Source organism: Flavobacterium notoginsengisoli (assembly GCF_042686225.1).
GTDB classification, from domain to species: domain Bacteria; phylum Bacteroidota; class Bacteroidia; order Flavobacteriales; family Flavobacteriaceae; genus Flavobacterium; species Flavobacterium notoginsengisoli.
In genome coordinates, this window is record NZ_JBHUOT010000010.1 from 72240 (window position 1) to 94234 (window position 21995).

At 32.2% G+C, this 21995-nt stretch carries 21 protein-coding genes; 14 read left to right on the top strand and 7 right to left on the bottom strand.

Features of this window, described 5'->3' with window-relative positions; genetic code table 11:
- Window positions 1-134: 134 nt before the first annotated feature.
- From nadA to ACFS3A_RS20360, 8 genes are all read left to right on the top strand, one after another.
- On the top strand, window positions 135-1067 hold the full coding sequence (gene nadA, locus ACFS3A_RS20325; protein WP_379827390.1) for a quinolinate synthase NadA: 933 nt from the start codon (window positions 135-137) through the stop codon (window positions 1065-1067).
- Between the two features lie 31 nt (window positions 1068-1098).
- On the top strand, window positions 1099-2610 hold the full coding sequence (gene nadB / locus ACFS3A_RS20330; protein ID WP_379827391.1) for an L-aspartate oxidase: 1512 nt from the start codon (window positions 1099-1101) through the stop codon (window positions 2608-2610).
- Between the two features lie 20 nt (window positions 2611-2630).
- Window positions 2631-3362 carry an iron-sulfur cluster repair di-iron protein gene (gene ric / locus ACFS3A_RS20335; protein WP_379827392.1) on the top strand — a complete coding sequence of 244 codons (732 nt, stop codon included), beginning with the start codon at window positions 2631-2633 and terminating at the stop codon, window positions 3360-3362.
- A gap of 213 nt (window positions 3363-3575) precedes the next feature.
- Complete coding sequence (locus ACFS3A_RS20340) at window positions 3576-5699, top strand: ribonucleoside triphosphate reductase (protein WP_379827393.1); 2124 nt, start codon at window positions 3576-3578, stop codon at window positions 5697-5699.
- Entirely contained in the window at window positions 5680-5847 is a 168-nt protein-coding gene (nrdD, locus tag ACFS3A_RS20345; protein ID WP_143102124.1) for an anaerobic ribonucleoside-triphosphate reductase, read from the top strand. The genes ACFS3A_RS20340 and nrdD overlap by 20 nt, the downstream gene beginning before the upstream one ends.
- On the top strand, window positions 5801-6517 hold the full coding sequence (locus ACFS3A_RS20350; RefSeq protein WP_379827394.1) for an anaerobic ribonucleoside-triphosphate reductase activating protein: 717 nt from the start codon (window positions 5801-5803) through the stop codon (window positions 6515-6517). The genes nrdD and ACFS3A_RS20350 overlap by 47 nt, the downstream gene beginning before the upstream one ends.
- Window positions 6518-6545: 28 nt before the next feature.
- Window positions 6546-6992 (top strand): copper resistance protein CopD, encoded by a 447-nt coding sequence (locus ACFS3A_RS20355; RefSeq protein ID WP_379827395.1) that lies wholly within the window; start codon window positions 6546-6548, stop codon window positions 6990-6992.
- Window positions 6993-7157: 165 nt separating this feature from the next.
- Window positions 7158-9029: a hypothetical protein gene (locus tag ACFS3A_RS20360; protein ID WP_379827396.1), complete on the top strand. Its 1872-nt coding sequence runs from the start codon at window positions 7158-7160 to the stop codon at window positions 9027-9029.
- A gap of 37 nt (window positions 9030-9066) precedes the next feature.
- Here the strand turns inward: ACFS3A_RS20360 and ACFS3A_RS20365 are convergent, their stop codons facing one another.
- The 6 genes from ACFS3A_RS20365 to ACFS3A_RS20390 all read right to left on the bottom strand — a co-directional run bounded on the left by ACFS3A_RS20365 (window position 9067) and on the right by ACFS3A_RS20390 (window position 12540).
- On the bottom strand, window positions 9067-9450 hold the full coding sequence (locus tag ACFS3A_RS20365) for a hypothetical protein (RefSeq protein ID WP_379827397.1): 384 nt from the start codon (window positions 9448-9450) through the stop codon (window positions 9067-9069).
- Window positions 9451-9513: 63 nt separating this feature from the next.
- On the bottom strand, window positions 9514-9795 hold the full coding sequence (locus ACFS3A_RS20370; protein ID WP_379827513.1) for a LytR/AlgR family response regulator transcription factor: 282 nt from the start codon (window positions 9793-9795) through the stop codon (window positions 9514-9516).
- Window positions 9792-10373, bottom strand: a complete 582-nt coding sequence (locus ACFS3A_RS20375) for a hypothetical protein (RefSeq protein WP_379827398.1) — start codon at window positions 10371-10373, stop codon at window positions 9792-9794. Before ACFS3A_RS20375 ends, ACFS3A_RS20370 begins: the two co-directional genes overlap by 4 nt.
- A gap of 199 nt (window positions 10374-10572) precedes the next feature.
- Window positions 10573-10977 (bottom strand): hypothetical protein, encoded by a 405-nt coding sequence (locus ACFS3A_RS20380; RefSeq protein ID WP_379827399.1) that lies wholly within the window; start codon window positions 10975-10977, stop codon window positions 10573-10575.
- A gap of 28 nt (window positions 10978-11005) precedes the next feature.
- Window positions 11006-11704: a LytR/AlgR family response regulator transcription factor gene (locus ACFS3A_RS20385; protein WP_379827400.1), complete on the bottom strand. Its 699-nt coding sequence runs from the start codon at window positions 11702-11704 to the stop codon at window positions 11006-11008.
- Window positions 11701-12540 (bottom strand): sensor histidine kinase, encoded by an 840-nt coding sequence (locus ACFS3A_RS20390; protein WP_379827401.1) that lies wholly within the window; start codon window positions 12538-12540, stop codon window positions 11701-11703. The genes ACFS3A_RS20385 and ACFS3A_RS20390 overlap by 4 nt, the downstream gene beginning before the upstream one ends.
- A 324-nt stretch (window positions 12541-12864) precedes the next feature.
- Here ACFS3A_RS20390 and ACFS3A_RS20395 point away from each other — a divergent pair, with 324 nt between their 5' ends.
- The 3 genes from ACFS3A_RS20395 to ACFS3A_RS20405 all read left to right on the top strand — a co-directional run bounded on the left by ACFS3A_RS20395 (window position 12865) and on the right by ACFS3A_RS20405 (window position 16888).
- On the top strand, window positions 12865-15252 hold the full coding sequence (locus ACFS3A_RS20395) for a TonB-dependent receptor domain-containing protein (RefSeq protein ID WP_379827402.1): 2388 nt from the start codon (window positions 12865-12867) through the stop codon (window positions 15250-15252).
- Between the two features lie 169 nt (window positions 15253-15421).
- Window positions 15422-16009, top strand: a complete 588-nt coding sequence (locus ACFS3A_RS20400; protein WP_379827403.1) for a TetR/AcrR family transcriptional regulator — start codon at window positions 15422-15424, stop codon at window positions 16007-16009.
- Between the two features lie 69 nt (window positions 16010-16078).
- Complete coding sequence (locus ACFS3A_RS20405; RefSeq protein WP_379827404.1) at window positions 16079-16888, top strand: SDR family NAD(P)-dependent oxidoreductase; 810 nt, start codon at window positions 16079-16081, stop codon at window positions 16886-16888.
- Between the two features lie 105 nt (window positions 16889-16993).
- Here ACFS3A_RS20405 and ACFS3A_RS20410 read toward each other — a convergent pair whose 3' ends face one another.
- On the bottom strand, window positions 16994-17704 hold the full coding sequence (locus ACFS3A_RS20410) for a hypothetical protein (protein ID WP_379827405.1): 711 nt from the start codon (window positions 17702-17704) through the stop codon (window positions 16994-16996).
- A 241-nt stretch (window positions 17705-17945) separates the two neighbouring features.
- On the opposite strand from ACFS3A_RS20410, the gene ACFS3A_RS20415 reads away from it, so the two are divergent.
- The 3 genes from ACFS3A_RS20415 to ACFS3A_RS20425 all read left to right on the top strand — a co-directional run bounded on the left by ACFS3A_RS20415 (window position 17946) and on the right by ACFS3A_RS20425 (window position 21649).
- Window positions 17946-18485 carry a hydrolase gene (locus ACFS3A_RS20415; RefSeq protein ID WP_379827406.1) on the top strand — a complete coding sequence of 180 codons (540 nt, stop codon included), beginning with the start codon at window positions 17946-17948 and terminating at the stop codon, window positions 18483-18485.
- Between the two features lie 82 nt (window positions 18486-18567).
- Entirely contained in the window at window positions 18568-20511 is a 1944-nt protein-coding gene (locus ACFS3A_RS20420) for a glycoside hydrolase family 97 protein (RefSeq protein ID WP_379827407.1), read from the top strand.
- 238 nt (window positions 20512-20749) lie between these two features.
- Window positions 20750-21649: a carbohydrate kinase family protein gene (locus ACFS3A_RS20425; protein WP_379827408.1), complete on the top strand. Its 900-nt coding sequence runs from the start codon at window positions 20750-20752 to the stop codon at window positions 21647-21649.
- Window positions 21650-21995 lie beyond the last annotated feature (346 nt).

A 21995-nucleotide genomic window follows, 5' to 3' on the forward strand; every position in this document is an offset into this window, starting at 1 on the left:
TTAACATATAAAAACAAATATAAAACAGTATGATTTCAATCATGTTTTGAAAGAAATGATGATAATACATTTACCCTATTAAAATTATATGCTTAAAAGCACTTCCAACCAACCATTTTAATAGGATTATAAAAATGAACAAGAACTTTCTAATACAAGAAATAACCCGATTGAAACAGGAAAAAAATGCTGTTATCCTAGCTCATTATTATCAGGATGAGAATATACAGGAAATAGCAGATTTTATTGGCGATAGTCTTGAATTGGCAAAAAAAGCACAAAACACCAGTGCAGACATCATTGTTTTTGCGGGCGTTCATTTTATGGCAGAAACAGCTAAAATTTTAAATCCAAACAAAAAAGTTTTACTGCCAGATTGGGAAGCTGGTTGTTCACTTGCTGACGGCTGTAATCCTAAAGATTTTGAATTGTTCAAAAACCAGCATCCTGATCATGTAGTGGTAACTTACATTAATTGTTCTGCCGAAATAAAAGCTATAAGCGATTTGGTCTGTACTTCGGCGAATGCCAAAAAAATAATAGAATCAATACCAGCCGAACAGAAAATCATTTTTGCTCCAGATGAAAATTTAGGTAATTATCTTCAAAAGGAAACCAAACGTGAACTCGTCTTATGGAAAGGCTCTTGCATCGTTCATGAAGCCTTTTCATTAGACAAACTAATCGAATTATACAACAAAAATCCGACTGCAAAAATTGCAGCACACCCAGAGTCAGAAAGTCATATTTTAAAAGCAGCGCATTTCATAGGCTCGACTTCTGGTATTATTAATTTCATTAAAACGGATCCTGCTGCCGTTTACATTGTGGCTACAGAAGCCGGTATCCTGCATGAGCTTTCAAAAGCTGTACCGAACAAGACCCTGATTCCGGCTCCTTCCACAGAAGACAATAGCTGTGCCTGCAGCGAATGTGCTTTCATGAAAATGAATACATTGGAAAAATTGTATTTGTGCCTTAAAAATGAAAGCCCAGAAATGCTGGTCGCAGAAGAATTGAGAATTGAAGCCTTAAAACCAATTGAAAAAATGCTTCAATTGTCTTAAAAAAATTGCAATAACTCTAAATCAAAATAACATGCTCACAACAGATATATTAATCATCGGTTCAGGTATTTCGGGATTATTTTTTGCTATGAAAACGGCACAAAAACGCCCAGATTTATCAATTGTTATAATGACTAAAGAAACAGCCAGAAATACCAATACGCAGCTCGCTCAAGGCGGAATTGCAGTGGTAACAGACCTTATAAAAGACAGTTTTAACAAACACATACATGATACGCTTCGTTCCGGAGGTGGTCTTTGTGATAGAGAAATTGTCAATATGGTCATTAAACAAGCCCCTGAAAGACTTCAGGAATTAATCGAAATTGGAACTTCTTTTGATAAAGACGAGAAAGGCCGATGGGATTTAGGTCTGGAAGGCGGGCATTCACAACATAGAATATTACATCATAAAGACAGCTCCGGATTGGAAATTGAGCGAAAATTGCTCAAAATAATCAAGAAAATGCCGAACATTGAACTTTGGGAAAACCATATGGTTATTGACTTGAATACCGAGACCAAGAAAAATAAAACTACTTGTACCGGAGCCTTCTTTTATGATAAAAAACATAACAGAATCAAATACATCAGAACCAGAACAATTGTTTTAAGCACTGGAGGATGCGGTCAACTTTTTGAAAATACAACCAATCCAAAAATTGCTACAGGCGACGGACTCGCAATGGCGGCCCGAGCAGGAGCAGAAATTGCAGACATGCAATATATTCAATTTCATCCAACAGCTTTGTTTACCGGCAAAGAGAATCCGCTATTTTTAATTTCTGAAGCCGTAAGAGGTTTTGGCGCTCACATTGTAAACGAAGAGGGTAAACGATTTTTATTTAAATATGATATTCGAGGCGAATTGTCTACAAGAGATATGGTCTCAAAAGCCATTAGCAAAGAACTTCAATTGAGCGGAAAAGATCATGTTTACTTAGATTGCAGGCATTTAAATGCAGTTGAATTTTATTCTCATTTTCCAATAATTGCGGCACATTGCAATGAATTAGGAATAAAACCGGAAAAAGATTTAATTCCTGTTGTCCCTGCAGCGCATTATCAATGTGGCGGTATCAAAGTAGATCAAAATGGAGCAACAGCCATTCCTAACCTGTATGCTATTGGCGAATGTGCCAGAACAGGACTTCATGGTAAAAATCGTCTCGCTTCCAACTCACTTTTAGAAGCGTTGGTATTTGCACATCAGGCATCAGAGAATGTGGATCGCACCATTGCAGGTTTTACTTTTTCTAATAGAATATTAATTCCGAAGTTTCCAAAAGCGGAACAAGCGCACGATTACTATGCTTTTGATATTCTAAAAAAAGAATTGCAAATGCTTGTAACTCATTTCTACACCAGCGAAGAACGCGATGCCGATGTTGCTTATGAAAAAATAAAAGTATTGAATAGTAGTGCTCTCTCCCTTATAGGAAGCCAGGAAATTACAATTCCGTTTATCGAATTCTCAAATATGCTTGCGGTCTCTTTAATCATCATTAAACAATGTAAAGCAACTAGTAAAGAAATGTGCTGAAACCAATAAATCCCCCTAATATGAAACTAACAAATAAAACCACAATTGGTGAAATTGTAGCAGATGATTTTAGAACAGCGGCAATTTTCACAAAATACCACATCGATTTTTGCTGTAAAGGATATCGAACTATTGAGGAAGTCTGTAAAAAAAGAGACATTAAAAAAAGTGAGCTTATCGAACATATCGAAAAAGCAAGAAACAGTTCTGCCAACCAGTCTTTTGATTACAAATCCTGGCCTGTAGATATGATTGCCGATTATATTACCAAAACACATCATAAATACATTGAAGAAAAAGCGCCAATCATTATTCAATATCTAACCAAACTATGCGGTGTTCACGGTGCCATACATCCGGAACTACATGAAATACATACCATTTTTTCTAAATCAGCTTTGGATTTGACGGCTCACATGAAAAGAGAAGAATTGGTTGTTTTCCCTTTCATCAAAAAAATGAAATCAGCACAAAGTAAAGGAACTCCGTTTGATCTACCACCATTTTTCAGTATCGAAAATCCAATTGTTTCATTAAGAGAAGATCATATAACCGAAGGACAACGTTTTAAAAGAATTACGGCTTTGACCAATAATTATACGCCACCAAACGAATCCTGTGCAACTTACAAAGCCGCTTTTGCCATGTTGGAAGAATTTGATAAAGATTTAAAAAAACACATTCACATGGAGAATAATATTCTATTTCCAAAAGCCATCGAACTCGAAAAAACTTTTGAAAAAGTGTTATAAATAGATCTGTTGAGTGTAATTAAAAAAGTACAATTTAACACATAGAAACATAGATTTTAATAATCTAAAAAAGAAAGCTAAAGAAACCAGTTTCCACACATAGCTAAACTATGTGCATTTAAATTAGTGAAACGCCTTTTTTAATCTTCAATAAACTATGTTTCTATGTGTTAAAAAAATAGCACCAACGAATTCATAAATTAAGAATTAACAATGGAAAAATACGTCATCAAACGCAATGGAGATTATAAACCTTTTGAGGCTTATAAAATTCACGACGCCATTCAAAAAGCTTTTCAAAGTGTCAATAAAACTTTTGACAAAAAGATTTACAAGATTGTTCTTTCCGGTCTTGAAGTAAAATATTCATGGCCTGTAGAAGAAATTCAGGACATGATTGAAAGAGTACTTTTTGAAAATGGCTATTTCCAAACCATGCGTTCGTTTATCATTTACCGCCATACCCGAAAATTACAGCGGGAACATATTAATGGTTTTAACGATGACACTACTTATATAGACAGTACGCAAACTGTTGAAGAATACATCAACCAATCAGATTGGAGAATTAATGCCAATGCGAATATTTCGTATTCAAATGCGGGATTGGTCAGTAATACTGCAGGAAAAGTAATCGCCAATTATTGGCTTGATAAAATATACAATAAAGAAGAAGGTTCTGCTCATAGGAATGGCGACATACATATCCATGATTTGGATTGTCTTACCGGATACTGCGCTGGGTGGAGCCTGCGCGTGCTCTTGAACGAAGGATTTAATGGCGTGCGCGGCCGTGTCGAGAGCAGACCTCCTTCTCATTTTAGGGAAGCATTGGGACAAATGGCTAATTTTCTGGGAATTCTGCAAAGCGAATGGGCAGGCGCTCAGGCTTTCAGTTCTTTTGATACTTACCTGGCTCCTTATGTTTTTAAAGATCAACTCACTTACGATGAGATTTTAAAAGCCGTTAGAAGTTTTGTGTACAATTTGAATGTTCCGGCACGCTGGGGTCAGTCGCCTTTTACCAATATCACTTTGGATTGGAACGTTCCCGAAGACTTAAAAGAACAAATTCCGACCCGAAATAACGAGCATTTATTTTTAAACCTTGAAAGTGAAAAACTAATTACAGAAGCTAAAAAAAGAGGAATTGAAAAATTAATCGATCTAAAATATGCCGATTTTCAAACGGAAATGAATCTCATCAACAAAGCATATTATACGATCATGACCGAAGGAGATGCCAACGGACAGCCGTTTACCTTCCCTATTCCGACAGTTAATATCACAGAAGATTTTGACTGGAATGGCGAAAACGTGGATTTGTTATTTGAAAACACGGCTAAAATTGGTTCGTCTTATTTTCAGAATTTCATCGGAAGCCAATATATTCTGGATGAAAATGGAAATCGAATCGAAAATCCGGAAGCTTATAAACCAAATGCCGTGCGAAGCATGTGCTGTAGATTGCAGCTCGATTTAAGAGAATTATTAAAACGTGGCAACGGACTTTTTGGAAGTGCAGAAATGACGGGAAGTATCGGTGTCGTGACCATCAACATGGCACGTTTGGGTTATTTGCACAAAGGAAATATCATCAATTTATTTTCACATTTGGATGAATTGCTTAGCATTGCAAAATCGACTTTAGAGAAAAAAAGAAATTTTATTCAGGAAATGTATTATCGTGGTTTATATCCTTATACGCAACGTTACTTAAAGCATTTTAGAAACCATTTTTCGACGATTGGTGTAAACGGAATGAACGAAATGGTCATTAATTTCACGGAAGGAAAACAGAATATAACAGACAATTCCGGAATTCATTTTGCCACCGAAATTCTCGATTATATCCGATTGCGAATGAAACAATTTCAGGAAGAAACCGGAAATCTTTATAATCTGGAAGCAACACCGGCAGAAGGCACAACCTATCGTTTTGCAAAAGAAGACAAAAAACGTTTCCCGGAGATTTTACAGGCAGGACACGATAAAAACATTTACTATACTAATAGTTCACAAATTCCGGTAGATTATACCGATGATCCTTTTGAAGCCTTATTACTTCAGGATGAATTACAATGCAAATATACTGGCGGTACAGTTTTGCATCTTTATATGAGAGAAAAAATAAGCAGTCCTGAAGCCTGTAAAAACTTTGTCAAAAAGGTTTTAACCAACTTTAAACTACCTTATATAACCGTAACACCGGTTTTTAGTATCTGCCCTGTTCACGGATATTTGAACGGAGAACACGAATACTGTCCAAAATGCGACGAAGAACTACTTCATGCCAATAACCAAAAACACTTAGCTTATGAAAACAAAAACGCATAAAATATTAGCAGAAAACAATAGCAAAAGAAGCAAATGTCTTGTTTACACACGAGTAATGGGCTATCACAGACCCGTAGAAAGTTTTAACATAGGAAAAAAAGGTGAACACCAACAGCGTACACATTTCGAAGAAGCAATTATCTACTAAAGTAATCTATAGCCTCACGCCTTTTACTTTATTAGATTATCCGCATAAAACAGCCTGCATAGTGTGGTTTGCGGGCTGTAACATGCGGTGTCTATACTGCTACAATCCGGATATTGTTTTGGGAAAAGGAAAAATCGATTTTGAATCCATCCTTACTTTTCTTCAAACCCGAAAAGGATTATTGGATGGCGTAGTATTGAGCGGCGGAGAGTGTACGCTTTCTAAACATATTATTTCTTTTATCAAAGAAATCAAAAAAATGGGATTTGCTGTCAAAATTGATACCAACGGCTCTAACCCTAAAATACTAAACAGCCTGATTCATGATCAATTAATTGATTATGTCGCGTTAGATTACAAAAGTCTTCCTCATACCTTTAAAAAGATAACGCAATCAGGCTTATTTTCTCCATTTGAAGAAAGTCTTAGACTTTTAATTCAGTCGAACATTTCGTTTGAAGTAAGAACAACTTTTCATTCCTCTTTAATTACAGAAAATGATTTTGTTCAAATGATTGAATACCTCGAAAACCAAAATTTCGAAGGCAATTATTATGTCCAACATTTCATGAATAATGTTCCAACTATTTCAAAATTAGACGATTCAAAAAAAGAAATAAAATTAAAAAACTATTCAACTCCAAAAATAAAAGTTGTTTTTAGAGAATGATTTTCATTGAAAAATTTAAGAGTCAACTATGACATTACATCATTTTATACTAATAATTCATCTTTTAGCCGCAACAGTTTGGGTTGGCGGTCATTTGCTTTTAAGTATCAGTTATCTTCCAAAAGCTTTAAGGAAAAAAGATCCTCAGATTATACTAAATTTTGAAAAGAAATTTGAAAGACTCGGAATGTCTTCCTTGGCTCTATTGATTTTTACAGGGATTTGGATGTCGTATGATTTTGGCGTTACTATCGAAACCTGGTTTGATTTTTCAGGTGGTTTCGAAAAAGTAGTTTCTGCCAAACTGGTATTGCTTTTCCTCACTTTCGTCTGTGCCATTTGTGCACAATTGTATTTTATTCCAAATCTTAATCAATACAATATGAAAATAATGTCACTAATTATTTTAACTGTTACTTTAATTGGGGTAGCGATGCTGGTTTTGGGATCAACGCTGCGATATGGCGGGATTTAAAAGCTTTTTTTTGCTTCTAATTATTTTAAATTTAGATACAATATCTTACAAATAAATATTTTATAAGATGTTTTTTTTATCTTTGAAATTCAGACTTTTTAATCCGGATAACTTTATCTTTGAGCCTTCAGAAAATATTCCTTAAAATAAAATTTAAAACAGAGTATGTATATAGTTCGTGACGAAACAATTAATAATGAGGAGTTCAACGATTCTAATATTGATAAAATATTTGATAATGCAGTTATATCCGATATACGTTTTGTTTTAGAAAATACTTCTGTCTTTCCTGAAAACAACATCAATAATTTTAGATCAAAACAAGAAGATATAGTACCTCTAAAGTATGATTCTCAAAATGAATATTACAATTTTAAGTTCATTTTGGAGGATAAGAATTATAGTGAAAATGAAAAAATTGAGTTCCTAAAACAGGCTCTGAATGATTCTTCGCAAAAAGGTTTAGAATATATTCTAAAAACAACCTCTTCTTTTTTCTTTAATTCCGAAGAAGCCAGAAAAATAATCGATGACTGTTTCCAGTATAACCAAAATGAAATTTTAAAAAATGATTCAATAAATAAAAATTATTTATTCTTTAAATTGTACAATGATTATCCGGACAGTGAGAAATTAATTGATCATTATTTTGATAGTACAAGAAGTGATTTCTTTCAGTTTGATTATGAAATATTTTTCATTAAAAAACTAATCGAAATTAAAAAACAAGAAAAAGCAGTTAAATACCTTCAATTAATTATAGATAAATTAGACTGGAAAAATAGCTCAACTTTAGAGAAAGTATTTGAAGAATTATGTTTTTCTGAAAATGATAATATTAGTAAAACAGCACTAGATTTACTTTTTCAATATCTCAGAAGAGTTAATAAAAATACAACCAATTTTTACAAAATTTCGTCATACATAGATGTAAAAAGACATAGCGAAATCTTAAAATTATGGTTTGATTTTTATAAATCAATTGATTACAGCTCTGTAAAACCAGAAGATTTAAATTCCTATCAGAGAAGTGAATTAGCCCAAAACTACATTTACTTTACTTACTTTTTAGTTTCTAACTCAGAATATCTGGCTCTAATAGATGTTGTAGAATTTTGGAAATATTATCATTCATTTGAAAAGTACTGGAGAGATGATACTAGTTATCCTTTTCAACGCAGACAATTAGCTGTAATAAAAGATTGTTTTAAAAACGATTCGATAAGCTATGATTATAAGAGAGAAATATTGTTTAACAGCTGTAAAGAATTTCGACTTTTTGAAGATCGGGAATATCTTGCAACTTATCTACAACTGGTTATTGAAGCATATCCAGATTTAAGAATTCCAAAAAAGGATTTTGAACAACTGGAACTAAATAAATCATTTGATTATTCCAGCCCTTTTGATTTTAGCAGAAGTCTTTTGAAAATCTGGCCGAGATATAGGTATTTATACAAAAATGAAGTTGCGCAACTAATATCAGATATTAATTTATTTTGTAAGTCTGCATCATTAAATGAAATTGAAAACACCAAATTAAATAATTTCCGGTTTTTAGAGAAATCAGCGGAAAACGTATTAATTGAAACTTTAAATGATAATGGAATTACTGCAGGAACAGATCCTGAATTCATGTATAGTCCGAGCGATTATTATTCTTTTTTTGAAAGCAGCTTAAAACCCTTGTTAACTCAAAAAGGGATTAATAATATTGAGGTAAGACAGATTACCCAAAAGATTGAAAACGACAATTATGAGAGCAAAATTTATGTGAAATTCCAGGACCAAATTTTTTGTCATGAGTTTACAGAAGATGAATATAGTTCATTTTCTCCTCAAAGAATTGTCAAGGCAATCAATTTGCTTTTAATTAAAAATCAGATTAAAGAAAGATTTATTGAATTGGCAACAGCGGGCTATTTTTTATTTGTTTTAATTCAGCCAAGTATACTTAAAACAATTTCGAATCAATGTCAAATACGTTCATTAGCTGTTCATTACGATGATGAGTTTTCTTTAATTCCTTGGGATTAATTATGTATGACTAAGATATTCTTTGTTTATATCCCGACTAAAATAAAACAAAATTAAAATATTCAGGATCTGTCATCCACGTTATCACATCATCTTCGTGAAAAATAGGACAAAGAATTATTTTTTTCTCACCTTTCTCATTGATAATATACCAATCTGTTTTGGTATCAATTATTAAATCAAGAAATTTTTTTTCTTTTTCTGCTTGAGCAGAATATAAATCATCATCCTCAACTCCTTCGCCTAATAAAATACTATCTTCTATAGAGAATTTTATATAATCCGCCATATGTTCATTTTCAGATGATTCAGCCAAATAATCAAATTTATATGAAATATCACCAGAACTTCTCATATCCCAGTTTCTTTCAACAATCGATCCGATATTAAGGTCTTTCCAATACAATTCGAATTTTTTCATTCTCATTAATTTTAAAATCTAAATATTACAAATTTAAACCAACCACTCACTAACTAGCTTTCTTTACGTCTCTCCTATCGGCAAAACATTTCCGCTTTTCATGACAATCTGATTTCCATCAATAACTTTAATTTTATCTTTCGGAATAATATACGAACGATGAATCCGAATAAACTGACTCGGAAGCTTTTCCAGAATATCTTTCATATTTTCCAGCGCCATAATTTTTTCGTCATTAGTATGAATTCGGATATAATCTCTTAAACCTTCGATGTATAAAATATCATTTAAAGCAATTTTATAATGCTTTCGATCATATGCTAGCGCCAGCCTTTCTTTTTTTATGGTAAAAAAGTTGCATTAACATAATATGGATTTTCAATTAACAGATTTGGTAAATATAGAGGAATTTCATCAGCATTTAGTCTTTGATTATCATTACTAAAAGGATAGCCAATGCCTGAAACATTTTTTAATGATCCATCAGCATTATATCTAAAACTAAAAATTTCTTCGCCAATTTCGCTTCCATCAGAATCAAACAAATATTTTTCGCAATATAATTGTCCTCCTGTTTGTTGTTCATGAATACAAATTATTTTATTATTTAATAAAAGATGTTTTTCAATATGAGTGTTCACTCCTTCATTGTACGAAAAAGAATTTACAATTTTATAATTACCAATCAACTCAATTTCAGTAATTAATAAAGAATTGGTGCCAACTAAAGTAAAAATATCGTTTAAAGTTTCATTATCATCTTTGAAATATTCAGCTCCGTCAAATTGCCCGTTATAGTATGACTCTATCTTTTTTATTACTCCATTTAATTTATAAACTTTATTGTAATCTTTAAGCGAACTTAATTGTTGTTCAGTAATAATCTCATTGTAACTGTTAGTATATATAACTGTTGTTGCCATAATATTTTAATATAAAATTGAAGGTGATGAATTATTGTAGTCTTTAAATTTTGGAGTAATATCTGTCTTAAGAAATTCAGGAAAATCATCTAAATAGTTCTGTAATCTATATACAATTCTATTTTTCCTACTAGCGCAAGTATCTCACTCGTGCCTTAATTTTGAGTTCACGAGCGAGACGATCGCGCCAGCAGAGGGATCAACGCTTCGTTATGGTGGGGTTTGAATTATGTATTTTACTTTTTATTAAATATTCATCTGCCATACTTCGTGTTTCTTTATCTAAAATTTTTTCATTAGTAGTTAAAATATCATAAACATCAAATGAAGCAACTTTATAATTGTATTTGTTTGACATAATCAATGCATAATAGAGAAATCCTGTGAACTTTTGTTCTCCAATATAATGAATGCCTTTTAATTCATTATAGGCTAAAGTATCTCCTTTACTTAAAACAAGATAATCTAAACTATCTATTAGCTTTTTATTATGCAATTTTTCACGAAATAAAATCCCCGAATTACTATCGCTTACAATTTCAGTGTTGTTCTTTTTATTACAAGAAACCAGTAAAAAAATAAAAATAATGATGCTCCATTTCATAAGTTAATCTTTTTAAATATTACTATTTTCAAACCAACCATTCACTAACCAACTTTCTATACGTCTCTCCTATCGGCAAAGCATTCCCGCTTTTCATTACAATCTGATTTCCATCAATTACCTTGATTTTATCTTTCGGAATAATATACGAACGATGGATTCTAATAAACTGATTCGAAGGTAGTTTCTCTAGAATATCTTTCATATTTTCTAATGCCATAATCTTTTCGTCATTAGTATGAATTCGGATATAATCTCTTAAACCTTCGATATACAAAATATCGCTTAAAGCAATTTTATAATGTTTCCGATCGGCTTTTACGAATAGATAATCGTTGTCCGGTTTTTCATTAATCTGAAAGGTTTCCTGCCAGCGAATGAACTTTTCTACACTCTGATAAAATCGGTTAAAAATAATCGGTTTTAATAAATAATCAATCACATGAAACTGAAAAGCTTCCAGTGCATATTGCGGATATGCCGAGGTAATAATAAAATTATACTTCTGATTGAACATCTGCATCAACTCGATTCCTGTTAATTGTGGCATCTGAATATCAATAAAAATCAAATCAACCGATTCGGTATTTAAAACTTCAATCGCTTTAAATACATCGCTGTCAGCATACAGCACATTTAACCTTGGAACTTTAGAAGCGTAATCGGCAATTAATTTTACAGCAAAAGGTTCGTCGTCGAGAATAATGCAGTTTATTTTTTTATTCATTTTAAATCTATTTCAAGTTCGGCTGTAAAATGGTTTTCTTCGTTATTGATTTTTAATTGTTGTTTTGCCGGATAATGAATCTGTAAACGCTTTTGCAAATTGTCTAAACCAATACCGCCCAGACTATCTTTTTTCTGTGTACCGATTTTATTCTTCACTTTAAAAATCAATTTTTCCGAAGAAACTTTCAACTGAATTTCTATGGGTTCTGAGTCTGAAACTTCTCCATGTTTTAAAGCATTTTCTACCAAAGGCGACAAAATGTAGGGCGGAATTTCTTCAAACTCGTTTTTAATTTCAACATCAAAAGTAACTAAAACATTTTCCTGATGGCGCAGTTGTTCTAGTTCAATATACGCTTTTATGTAATCAACTTCATCCGAAAGTCGGATCTTTTCTTTCTGTGATTCGTAAGTTGTAAAACGCATAATCTGACTTAATTTATCGATTGCAATTAAAGACTTATCTGATTGAAAATAAACCATCGAATAAATGTTATTTAAAGTATTAAATACAAAGTGTGGATTAATCTGTGCTTTCAAAAATTTGATTTCGGTATTCTTATTCTCTTCCAAAATAATCTGATTGTATTCTAAAAGACGAATCGAATAAATAACAAACCAAAGAAATGAACTCAGGATAATCGTCATACTGCTGTATTGCATATTATCGAGCATATAGTTCAGAAAATTAATATCGGTATAATTTACTTTATCAAAGAAAACTTTGGTTATAACCTGCTCCGAAAGAAATCGGATAAAAGTAAAAACCAAATAAGAAATAAAAACGCCAACCAATAATCTTTTCCATTTAAAGGTTTTAAAAACCTTTTTCATAACGATCAGATAATGAAAATAAAATGTAAGGATAAAAACTATAAAATAAGTGCAAAGAAATAAATCGGGTGCAAAAAATTTAGTGTGCAACGGATTTTTCACGAAAGTGAAATAAAAAATTAATATCCAATAAATAAGATGAATTAAGCATTCGAGCTTTTTGGTAATAGTGCCTTTATACATTTGGTATATTTTTAAAACAAAGATATACATTCGATAAAAAGCATTTTTACGGGTTTGCAGATTAATGAGCGGGGTTTGTCGATAAAAATGGTTTTTAGGTTTTAATTCCAACAGTTTTGTCCTGTAATTAAAATCCAAAACATGAACAAAATCATTTTACTAGCAGTTTTATTTTTATTCCAAATCAATGCTTTTAGTCAGCAATTTTCAATAAAAGGAAAAATCATCAATCAGAACAAAACGCCGCTTGAATTTGCAACGGCAACTTTATTAAAAACAGACCAATTTTTACACAAACAAGCTTCAACAGATAGTTTAGGTAATTTTATTTTAAATGCTGAAAAAGGGAATTATACTTTAATTATTGAACAATTCGGAACCGAATTCAGCAACAAAGAAATAATCGTAAATCAGGATCTTGATTTAGGTACAATCGAAGTAAAAGAACAGGTTCAACTTGACGGTGTAACGGTTAAATCAAGAAAAAAGCTGGTAGAACAAAAAGTAGATCGTTTGGTTTTTAATGTTGAAAATTCGGTTATTGCAACAGGCGGAACAGCTTTGGATGCTCTAAAATCGACACCAACTGTAAGAGTGCAGAATGAAACGATTTCCATTGTCGGAAAAGGAGAAGTTCTGGTTATGATTGATGATCGTTTAAACAAAATGACACAGGAAGATTTAGCTGCATTTTTAAAGTCGATTCCTGCCGATAATATTAAAAGTATTGAAGTTATTACAACGCCCCCTGCCAAATACGAAGCCGAAGGAAACAGCGGTTTGATCAATATCAAATTGAAAACAGCTAAAGCCAATTCCTGGAATGCCAATATTGGAACTTCTTACGTGCAGAGAAGTTATGCGAGCGGAAATGTAAACGGATTGTTTCTTTACAATTACAATAAACTTTCGTTGCAAGCTTCTGTCAATAAAGGAAAAGATCAGTTTTTAACGACCTCTGATAACCGAATTTATTATACAGATGAATTGTGGAAACAAGATATTAAAACCAAATCGAAAACCGATTTACTAAGCATTGGATTGGGTTTTGATTATAAACTGACTGAAAAATGGACAACCGGAATTAAATATCTAGGAAGTTTTAATGACCGATCTTCAGCAAATAATCCGCTTACGACACGTTATAATACTGCGGGAGAAATCAATTCTTATATTTTATCAGATGTAAAGGCACAAAACAAACCGCAGATGAATTCTTTAAATTGGAATAATGTTTTTGCTTTGAATAATGAAGGCAAAAATATTACAATAGATTTGGATTATTTCAATTATCAAAAAAATGATTCGAGAGCTTTTTCAGGAAATGAAATGAATGCGGAAAAAGAAAATATCGAAGGGACTTACTTTTCTGCAATTAATTCAAATGTAAACCGATTAAAAAATTATTCCGGAAAAATTGATGTTTCGCTTCCGTATTCCTTCGCCAATATCAGTTTTGGCGGAAAAGGATTTTATACGAATACCAAAAATGATTTGAAAGTGTTTGATAATGAAACTGGAACGCCCGTTTTAAACACTACTTATTCAAATATTTTTACGTACAAAGAATACAACGAAGCCTTATATTTCTCGGCAAACAAAAAACTATCCGAAAAATGGGAAACACAGCTTGGTTTAAGAGCTGAAGCAACGCAGACAGAAGGTTTTTCAGAAAACCTAAATCAAACCAATAAAAATAATTATTTGAAATTATTTCCGACCGCTTATGTTACTTACAATGCCAACGATAACAATTCGTATTCTTTAAATTACAGCCGAAGAATCCGCAGACCCGATTTTGAATATTTAAATCCGTTTGTGATTAGAACTAGTCCGTTTTATTATTCAGAAGGAAATCCGTTTTTAAAACCTTCCATTATAGACAATTTAGAGTTCTCATACATTCGCAATCAGAAATGGGTAAATAATATCTATTTTTCTCAAGTTTCAGACTTCGGACAAGAATTAGCGATTATTGATCCTGAAACGAATATTACCAAAAGCTCACCAATCAATTACGTCAATACGTATCAAATCGGAGTTTCTACTTATTATAATTTCAATAAATACAACTGGTGGAACAGCTTTATGGGCTTTAACCTGAATTACCAAAATGTAAAATCCAAAACCAATCTTATCGCTTCTGTGGATGGTTACAACGGTTATATTTACAGCAATAATGATTTTACAGTAAATAATTCAAAAACCTTATTTTTAGGATTAAATTACGGTTTACAACTGCCGGGACGTTATCAGGTTTTTAATATTTCGACTTTGAATATTTTAGATGTTTCGGTTAAGTTTCTAGCCTTAAAAAAGAATCTTTCGATTACATTAACCGGAGAAGATTTGTTGAACGCCCAAAAACCTTTAATTTCTTATTATTCAAACGGAATTAAAAATACGATGAAAAACTACGGAGATTCAAGAGCTTTTAGAATTGCATTGAGTTATAAGTTTGGTAATGAAAATGTAAAATCGAAAGAAAGAGTTTTTGGGAATGAAGAGGAAAGAAATCGTGCGAATTGATAAAATTCAAAAATAATTATAAAATTTAAACAGCTTAAACTCTCTTTATTTTAAAGGATTTTTTGAGCTGTTTACTCTTTTAACGAACAATTCAAAATGAAATAAATCAATAAATAATTGCATATATGACCAATCGGTCATATATTTGCATCGTTAAATATAACCTATCATGACAAAGGGGGAAGAAACCAGACAATTTATTATAGAAAAAGCCGCTCCTATTTTTAATACAAAAGGAATTGCAGCTACTTCTATGAGCGATATTATGGAGGCAACCAAATTGTCTAAAGGAAGCATGTACGTTCATTTTGAAAATAAAGATGTTTTGGCTTGCGCAGCTGTAGATCACAATATGAAAATATTGAGTTCTAAATTGGAAACACAACTCAGACTAGGAAAAAGTGCCAAAGAACAGCTTTTTGCCTATATAGATTTTTTCAGCAATCCTATCAATCCACCTGTTATCGGCGGCTGTCCTTTATTGAATTTTGGAACAGAAGCTGATGACACCAATCCGGTTGTAAAAGAAAAAGTAAATAATGCCATTAAACGTGGACAACAGCTTTTATCAGCAATTATCGAAAAAGGAATTACCGACAAAGAATTTAATCCAAACTGGAACGGAGCCGAATTTGCTACTGTTCTATTCGCAATGCTTGAAGGCGGACATTTAATGTCCCGCATGTCCGGCAATAACGACAATATGAAAACAATAGAAGAAACACTTAAAAAAATGATATCTGAAAAACTGATATAATTTTTTTTACCATAAAAATGACCGATTGGTCATATTTAAATTTTTAATTAATTCTAAAAAACAAATACCATGTCAAAAACAATTTTAATTACAGGAGCTTCAAAAGGATTTGGAAAAGCCTGGACAGAAGCTTTCTTAGCAGAAGGATACAACGTTGCCGCAACTGCCAGAAATTTAGACACTTTAAACGATCTAAAAGAAAAATATGGAAATGCAATTTTGCCTCTAAAATTAAATGTAGATAACCGCAAGGAATCTATTGAAGTCGTTGAAAAAGTAAAACAACATTTTGGAACCATTGATGTTTTAATTAACAATGCAGGTTATGCACTTACCGGAGCTATTGAAGAGGCAAGCGAAAAAGAAGCCAGAGAACAATTTGAAACCAATTTCTTTGGAACTTTATGGTTAACACAAGCCGTTCTTCCAATAATGAGAGCGCAAAAAAGTGGTCATATTATTCAGGTTTCTTCTATTTTAGGATTAGCGACTTTGCCAGCTACAATGGGATTATACAGCGCTTCAAAATTTGCAATTGAAGGTTTAAGCGAAACTCTGGCATCAGAAGTAAAACAATTCGGAATCAATGTAACATTATTGGAACCAAACGGATATGCTTCTAATATTTGGCATACTGGAATTTCCAGCGAAAGTATTCCCGCTTATGACGAAATTAAAAAAGCTTTGGCAGAAAGAGAAAATGTATTTGGAACCGTTGAAGCTACTGCTCCTATTGTCGTGAAATTAGTAGAAAATGAAAATCCTCCTTTACGATTATTACTTGGAAAAGTGGCTCTCCCTTTTGTAAAACAAAGCTATGAACAAAGATTGGAAAGCTGGGAAAAATGGAATGCCGTTTCTGTTGAAGCGCATGGTTAATTTTTTACCGAAGAAATATTCTGAAGAAACAACGCAATTTATATAAAATAAAACGGGACTATCTTATTTTTTTGATAATCCCGTTTTATTTTTTGGTTACTTTCTCTAAAAAGTATCCCTATATTTATCCATTATCGTTTTGAACAAATCCTTATTGGAAGGTGGCGATAATACAATAGCTTTAGAGCCCGCATTAATAGATTCATCTATATCTGTTAAACTTTTTCCTCCGGTTGCCATTACAGGAAAACCTGGAAATTTAGCTGTAATTTCTTTTACAATCATATTCGTGTTTGTTCCTCCCGAAACATGAAAAACATTTACTCCCGCTTCTATTCTATTCTTTAAAAAATCAAAGTCAGAAGTAGCAACAGTTGCAAAAATGGGTATGGAAACTTTTTGTCTTATCTTTTTAATGTCTTTATTCTCAAACGGAATATTTACAATAATGCCCGAAGCTTTCATTTCTTCAGCATAAATAGCCATTTCAAGAGATTTTTTTCCTTTGGTTTTTCCTCCTCCTACACCACAAACAACAGGTTTGCCTGAAAAATCAATTAGTGTTTTTATGATTTTTGGCGAAGGTGGAAAAGGATAAACCGCCAGAATAGCATCAGCATCGTTATTCTCGATTAAGGCCATATCGGTAGAGAATAAAAATGATTTTAAATTATGATTTCCTAATAACAATCCCTGACAATTTTTCCCGATGATATCAGGTGTACTCAGCTCTTTAGCGATGTTTTTATTCCTTCTGAACAACTTGTCCCAAAAGGAAATTTTCTTTTTGCTTCCCCAAATTGAATTGATCTGCATGCTTCTATTTTTTTACATTTTGACCAAATTTAGTATAGTGAAATTTATTTTTTTTATAAAATAAAAAGTAAAAATTACATCTTGTAATGAGTAAAGGAAAATTTGTAGTGAAACCAAAAAATTAATATTTATTGGCCTTTAAAATCAAATTATTTCAGAAAAAAGGAAACATCTTTTGCATGTGTTTTTTAAGTAAATTAGATAACTAAATCAATTCTGAGTTAGATTAAAAACATTGCAAATGTTTACACAAGAAAATACAGGTTTAATAATCGTTGATGTTCAGGGTAAACTTGCACATATTGTACAAGAAAGCGAAAAATTAATAGCCAACCTCGAAAAAATAATTCAGGGTTGTCAGTTACTTTCTTTACCTATAATATGGCTGGAACAAAACCCGAACGGATTGGGACATACCGTTTCGGAATTAGAAAAGTTATTACGCAGCCAAAAAGCCATAGAAAAATATAATTTTAATGCTTTTGAAAACCAGGAATTTAAAGAAGCTGTTTTAAAAACAAACAGAAAACAATGGCTAATTTGTGGCATTGAAACCCATATCTGTGTTTATCAAACTGCAATGGGACTTTTTACAAATAATTTCGAAGTAGAAATAGTTGTTGATTGTGTTTCTTCAAGATCAAAAGACAGTATTGATGTTGCTTTAAAAAAAATGCAACAAAAGGGAATTGGTTTAACCAATGTTGAAATGTGTCTTTACGAGTTGGTTAAAGATTCTAGAAATGAAAATTTCAGAGAGATATTGAAGTTGATTAAATAATCAATTCTTTTATAAAAGTATATTTTTTTTATTTTAAAGTGTTAAGTTTACACTTAAACTTAATAACTTTAAAAACCACATTATGAGATTAATTCTATTCGCCTTAATTTTTGCCTCCTATTCTAACTCATTAAAAGCACAAACTACATCGGCTCTAAGTCCCGATAAAAATCTGGAACTTAAAATATCGGTAACAGACGGAAAAATTTTTTATAGTTTGTTCTTTCAAAAAGAAGAATTTCTAAGCCAATCACCATTAGGACTTTTAAGTTCAGCAGGAGATTTTACAAAAGATCTTAAACTAATAGGTAAAACATCCTCCAAAATTGAACAATCATATAAACTAAATCGTTCAAAAGTAAGCCAGGTAAACTATCTCGCAAATGAAACTAAATTTAATTTTGTCAATAAAGAAAATGATACGATTAATATAATCTTCAGGATTTCAAATAATGATGTTGCATTTAGCTATTTGATTCCAAAAAGTAAAAATAAAAATGACAACTGTATCGTCGAGAAAGAAATAACCGGTTTTAAACTTCCATCAGGAACAACCACTTACATAACACCACAAGCTCCGCCACTAAGTGGATGGGAAAAAACAAAACCATCTTATGAAGAGGAATATACAAGAGAGGAAAAAATTGGAACAAAATCACAATACGAATTAGGTTTTACTTTTCCGGCACTTTTTCATTTAGGAAATAAAGGTTGGTTATTAATTTCTGAAACCGGTATAAGCGGTAATTATCCGGGAACAAGATTAAGCGATACCAATACAGAAGGAATCTATACCATTGGTTTTCCTCAGGAAGGGGAAAACAATTTTAATGGAACAACGACAGCCTCTTCTACTCTTCCAATGCAAACATCATGGAAAACTATTACATTAGGAAAAACATTAAAGCCAATTGTAGAATCTACTGTTTCCACAGATGTTGTAAAACCGCTTATTAAATCTTCAAAAATATTTGAAACAGGTCGCGCGAGCTGGAGCTGGATAGTCTGGCAGGATGAAAGCTGTAATTATAACGACCAAAAAACTTTTATCGATCTTGCAGCAAACCTAAAATGTGAGTTTATTTTAATTGATGCGCTTTGGGATGTGAAAATTGGAAAAGAAAAAATAACCGAATTGGTAAATTATGCCAAATCGAAAAACGTGGGAGTCATTTTATGGTACAACTCAAACGGGAATTGGAATACAGCACCACAAACTCCAAAAGATAAAATGAATACAGCAGAAGCCCGCAGAAAAGAAATGCAATGGTTACAGCAAATTGGAGTTAAAGGTTTAAAAATTGACTTTTTTGGCGGCGATAAACAAGTAACCATGAAGTTGTATCACGATATACTTACTGATGCAGCCGAATTTGGTTTAGGAATTAATTTTCATGGCGCTACACTTCCACGCGGTTGGGAAAGAATGTATCCTAATTATATGACAAGTGAAGCAGTTCTTGCATCTGAAAATTTGGTTTTTCAACAAGGATTTAGCGATCGATATCCGCAAACGGCTACCATTTATCCTTTTACAAGAAATACAGTTGCAGCAATGGATTTTGGGCCTGTTTTTTTAAATAAACGTTTGCACCGCGATCCAAACAAAGGAACCACAAGAAGAACAACAGATGCTTTTGAAATGGCAACTGCTGTAGTATTCTTTTCGCCTGTTCAGCATTGGGGTTTGACTCCTGAAAACTTAAAAGAAAAACCGTCTTACTTATTTGATTATCTAAAAAATGTCCCAACAGTATGGGATGAAACTGTATATGTTGACGGTTATCCCGGAAAGTATTGCGTAATTGCCCGCAGAAAAAATACAAAATGGTATGTTGCCGCAATTAATGGTGAAAACATCCGCAAAAAAATCACAGTAAATCTGCCAATGTTAAAAGGAAAAGAAATTTCTATAATAACTGATGGCAATGATCAGGAATCTCAATTTAGTTCCCAAAAATTACAAACTGCAACTTTTGATCTCGATCTTTCTCCAAATGGAGGAACCGTATTATTTACACCCTAAAAACATAAAAATTTGCAGTACTTGAATACCTCATAAAAAGCTGAATGTTATATTCAGCTTTTTGGTTTAAACCAATTAATCCTTGCAATAAAAAATGCTTTGATAAATGATCTAATTAATAATTAATCGTTATTTCATGCCAGAATCCTTTGGGAATGCCGACTATCTTTATTATTTTTATAAAATCATGAGGTTCTCAAACCTTATCAATTAAAATTTTATAAAAGACATATTTAGAATGAACAACGACAAAAAACTTAAAGCAGTCGCTTTCGGAGAAGTACTTTGGGATATTTTTGACAACATAAAAAAGATTGGCGGAGCGCCTTTAAATGTGGCACTTCGCATGAAAGCATTAGGAGCCGATGTCAATATGATAAGCTGTGTTGGCCATGATCAGGATGGCGAAGCGATTATCAATCAGGTAAAAAAACTAGGTTTGGATACACAGACCATTCTGAAATCAGAAGATTATCCTACAGGATTGGTTCATGTGACTTTAGATGAGAATAAATCGGCTACTTATGAAATTCTTTATCCTTCTGCCTGGGACAAAATCATTTTAAACGATACCACTAGAGAATCCGTTCACAATGCTGATGTTTTAATTTATGGAAGCTTAGTCTGCAGAGATGAAGTTTCAAGACAAGCCCTGGAAGAATTACTTCACGCAGATGCTTACAAAGTTTTTGATGTCAATCTAAGAAAACCTCATTATGATTATGAAATTCTAAAACAATTAATGGATGCTGCCGATTTCATCAAATTCAATGATGAAGAATTAATGGAAATCAGTGCCGCCTTTGATTCTCCTTACACTACTTTAGAAGAAAATATGAATTTTATCTGTTCTTTTACGAATGCCACAGCTATTTGTGTGACAAGAGGAAAAGACGGAGCTTTATTATTATGGGATAAACATCTTTATGAAAATACGGGATATGTTGTAAAAGTTGAAGATACTGTAGGTGCGGGAGATTCATTTCTAGGTGCTTTGGTGACTTCGCTTTTAACTGGCAAAGAACCGCAGCAGGCTTTAAATTTTGCTTGTGCAACCGGAGCTTTAGTTGCTGGATCTTCCGGAGCAAATCCTGAAATTCTTTTATCGAGAATTGATGATTTGATTAATCAGAATTAAATAATATCCTAGATTAGTTTCACGCAGATTTTGCAAATTTAAGCAGATTTCTTTGGATTTTTTTATAAAAAATCTGCGTGAAAATTTAAAAACTCAGTGGAGCTATATATTCTCACAACTATTTCATCAAATTGAAGAAATCAATCAAATTAAAAATCTGCTTAAATCTGCAAAATCTGCGTGAAAAACAAATAACATAAATCTTTCCATAAAAAACAACAAACTGACTTTTTTACGATATTTTTATAATTTAAACATCCAAAACCCATTTCAAACATGGGAAATATGTAAATTTTAAATGGAATTATTTCTTCCTAATCTTTATGGGTGCAGTAACTTGCGAATT

Excerpts from the sequence above, each read along its gene's own strand:
- ACFS3A_RS20410 (WP_379827405.1), bottom strand. The coding sequence starts at position 17,704 with ATGCAGATCAATTCAATTTGGGGAAGCAAAAAGAAAATTTCCTTTTGG.
- ACFS3A_RS20400 (WP_379827403.1), top strand. The coding sequence starts at position 15,422 with ATGACAAAGGGGGAAGAAACCAGACAATTTATTATAGAAAAAGCCGCT.
- ACFS3A_RS20425 (WP_379827408.1), top strand. The coding sequence starts at position 20,750 with ATGAACAACGACAAAAAACTTAAAGCAGTCGCTTTCGGAGAAGTACTT.
- nrdD (WP_143102124.1), top strand. The coding sequence starts at position 5,680 with ATGAAAACAAAAACGCATAAAATATTAGCAGAAAACAATAGCAAAAGA.
- nadB (WP_379827391.1), top strand. The coding sequence starts at position 1,099 with ATGCTCACAACAGATATATTAATCATCGGTTCAGGTATTTCGGGATTA.
- ACFS3A_RS20415 (WP_379827406.1), top strand. The coding sequence starts at position 17,946 with ATGTTTACACAAGAAAATACAGGTTTAATAATCGTTGATGTTCAGGGT.
- ACFS3A_RS20340 (WP_379827393.1), top strand. The coding sequence starts at position 3,576 with ATGGAAAAATACGTCATCAAACGCAATGGAGATTATAAACCTTTTGAG.
- ACFS3A_RS20395 (WP_379827402.1), top strand. The coding sequence starts at position 12,865 with ATGAACAAAATCATTTTACTAGCAGTTTTATTTTTATTCCAAATCAAT.
- ACFS3A_RS20420 (WP_379827407.1), top strand. The coding sequence starts at position 18,568 with ATGAGATTAATTCTATTCGCCTTAATTTTTGCCTCCTATTCTAACTCA.
- ACFS3A_RS20405 (WP_379827404.1), top strand. The coding sequence starts at position 16,079 with ATGTCAAAAACAATTTTAATTACAGGAGCTTCAAAAGGATTTGGAAAA.
- nadA (WP_379827390.1), top strand. The coding sequence starts at position 135 with ATGAACAAGAACTTTCTAATACAAGAAATAACCCGATTGAAACAGGAA.
- ric (WP_379827392.1), top strand. The coding sequence starts at position 2,631 with ATGAAACTAACAAATAAAACCACAATTGGTGAAATTGTAGCAGATGAT.
- ACFS3A_RS20355 (WP_379827395.1), top strand. The coding sequence starts at position 6,546 with ATGACATTACATCATTTTATACTAATAATTCATCTTTTAGCCGCAACA.
- ACFS3A_RS20375 (WP_379827398.1), bottom strand. The coding sequence starts at position 10,373 with ATGGCAACAACAGTTATATATACTAACAGTTACAATGAGATTATTACT.
- ACFS3A_RS20390 (WP_379827401.1), bottom strand. The coding sequence starts at position 12,540 with ATGAAAAAGGTTTTTAAAACCTTTAAATGGAAAAGATTATTGGTTGGC.
- ACFS3A_RS20385 (WP_379827400.1), bottom strand. The coding sequence starts at position 11,704 with ATGAATAAAAAAATAAACTGCATTATTCTCGACGACGAACCTTTTGCT.
- ACFS3A_RS20380 (WP_379827399.1), bottom strand. The coding sequence starts at position 10,977 with ATGAAATGGAGCATCATTATTTTTATTTTTTTACTGGTTTCTTGTAAT.
- ACFS3A_RS20360 (WP_379827396.1), top strand. The coding sequence starts at position 7,158 with ATGTATATAGTTCGTGACGAAACAATTAATAATGAGGAGTTCAACGAT.
- ACFS3A_RS20365 (WP_379827397.1), bottom strand. The coding sequence starts at position 9,450 with ATGAAAAAATTCGAATTGTATTGGAAAGACCTTAATATCGGATCGATT.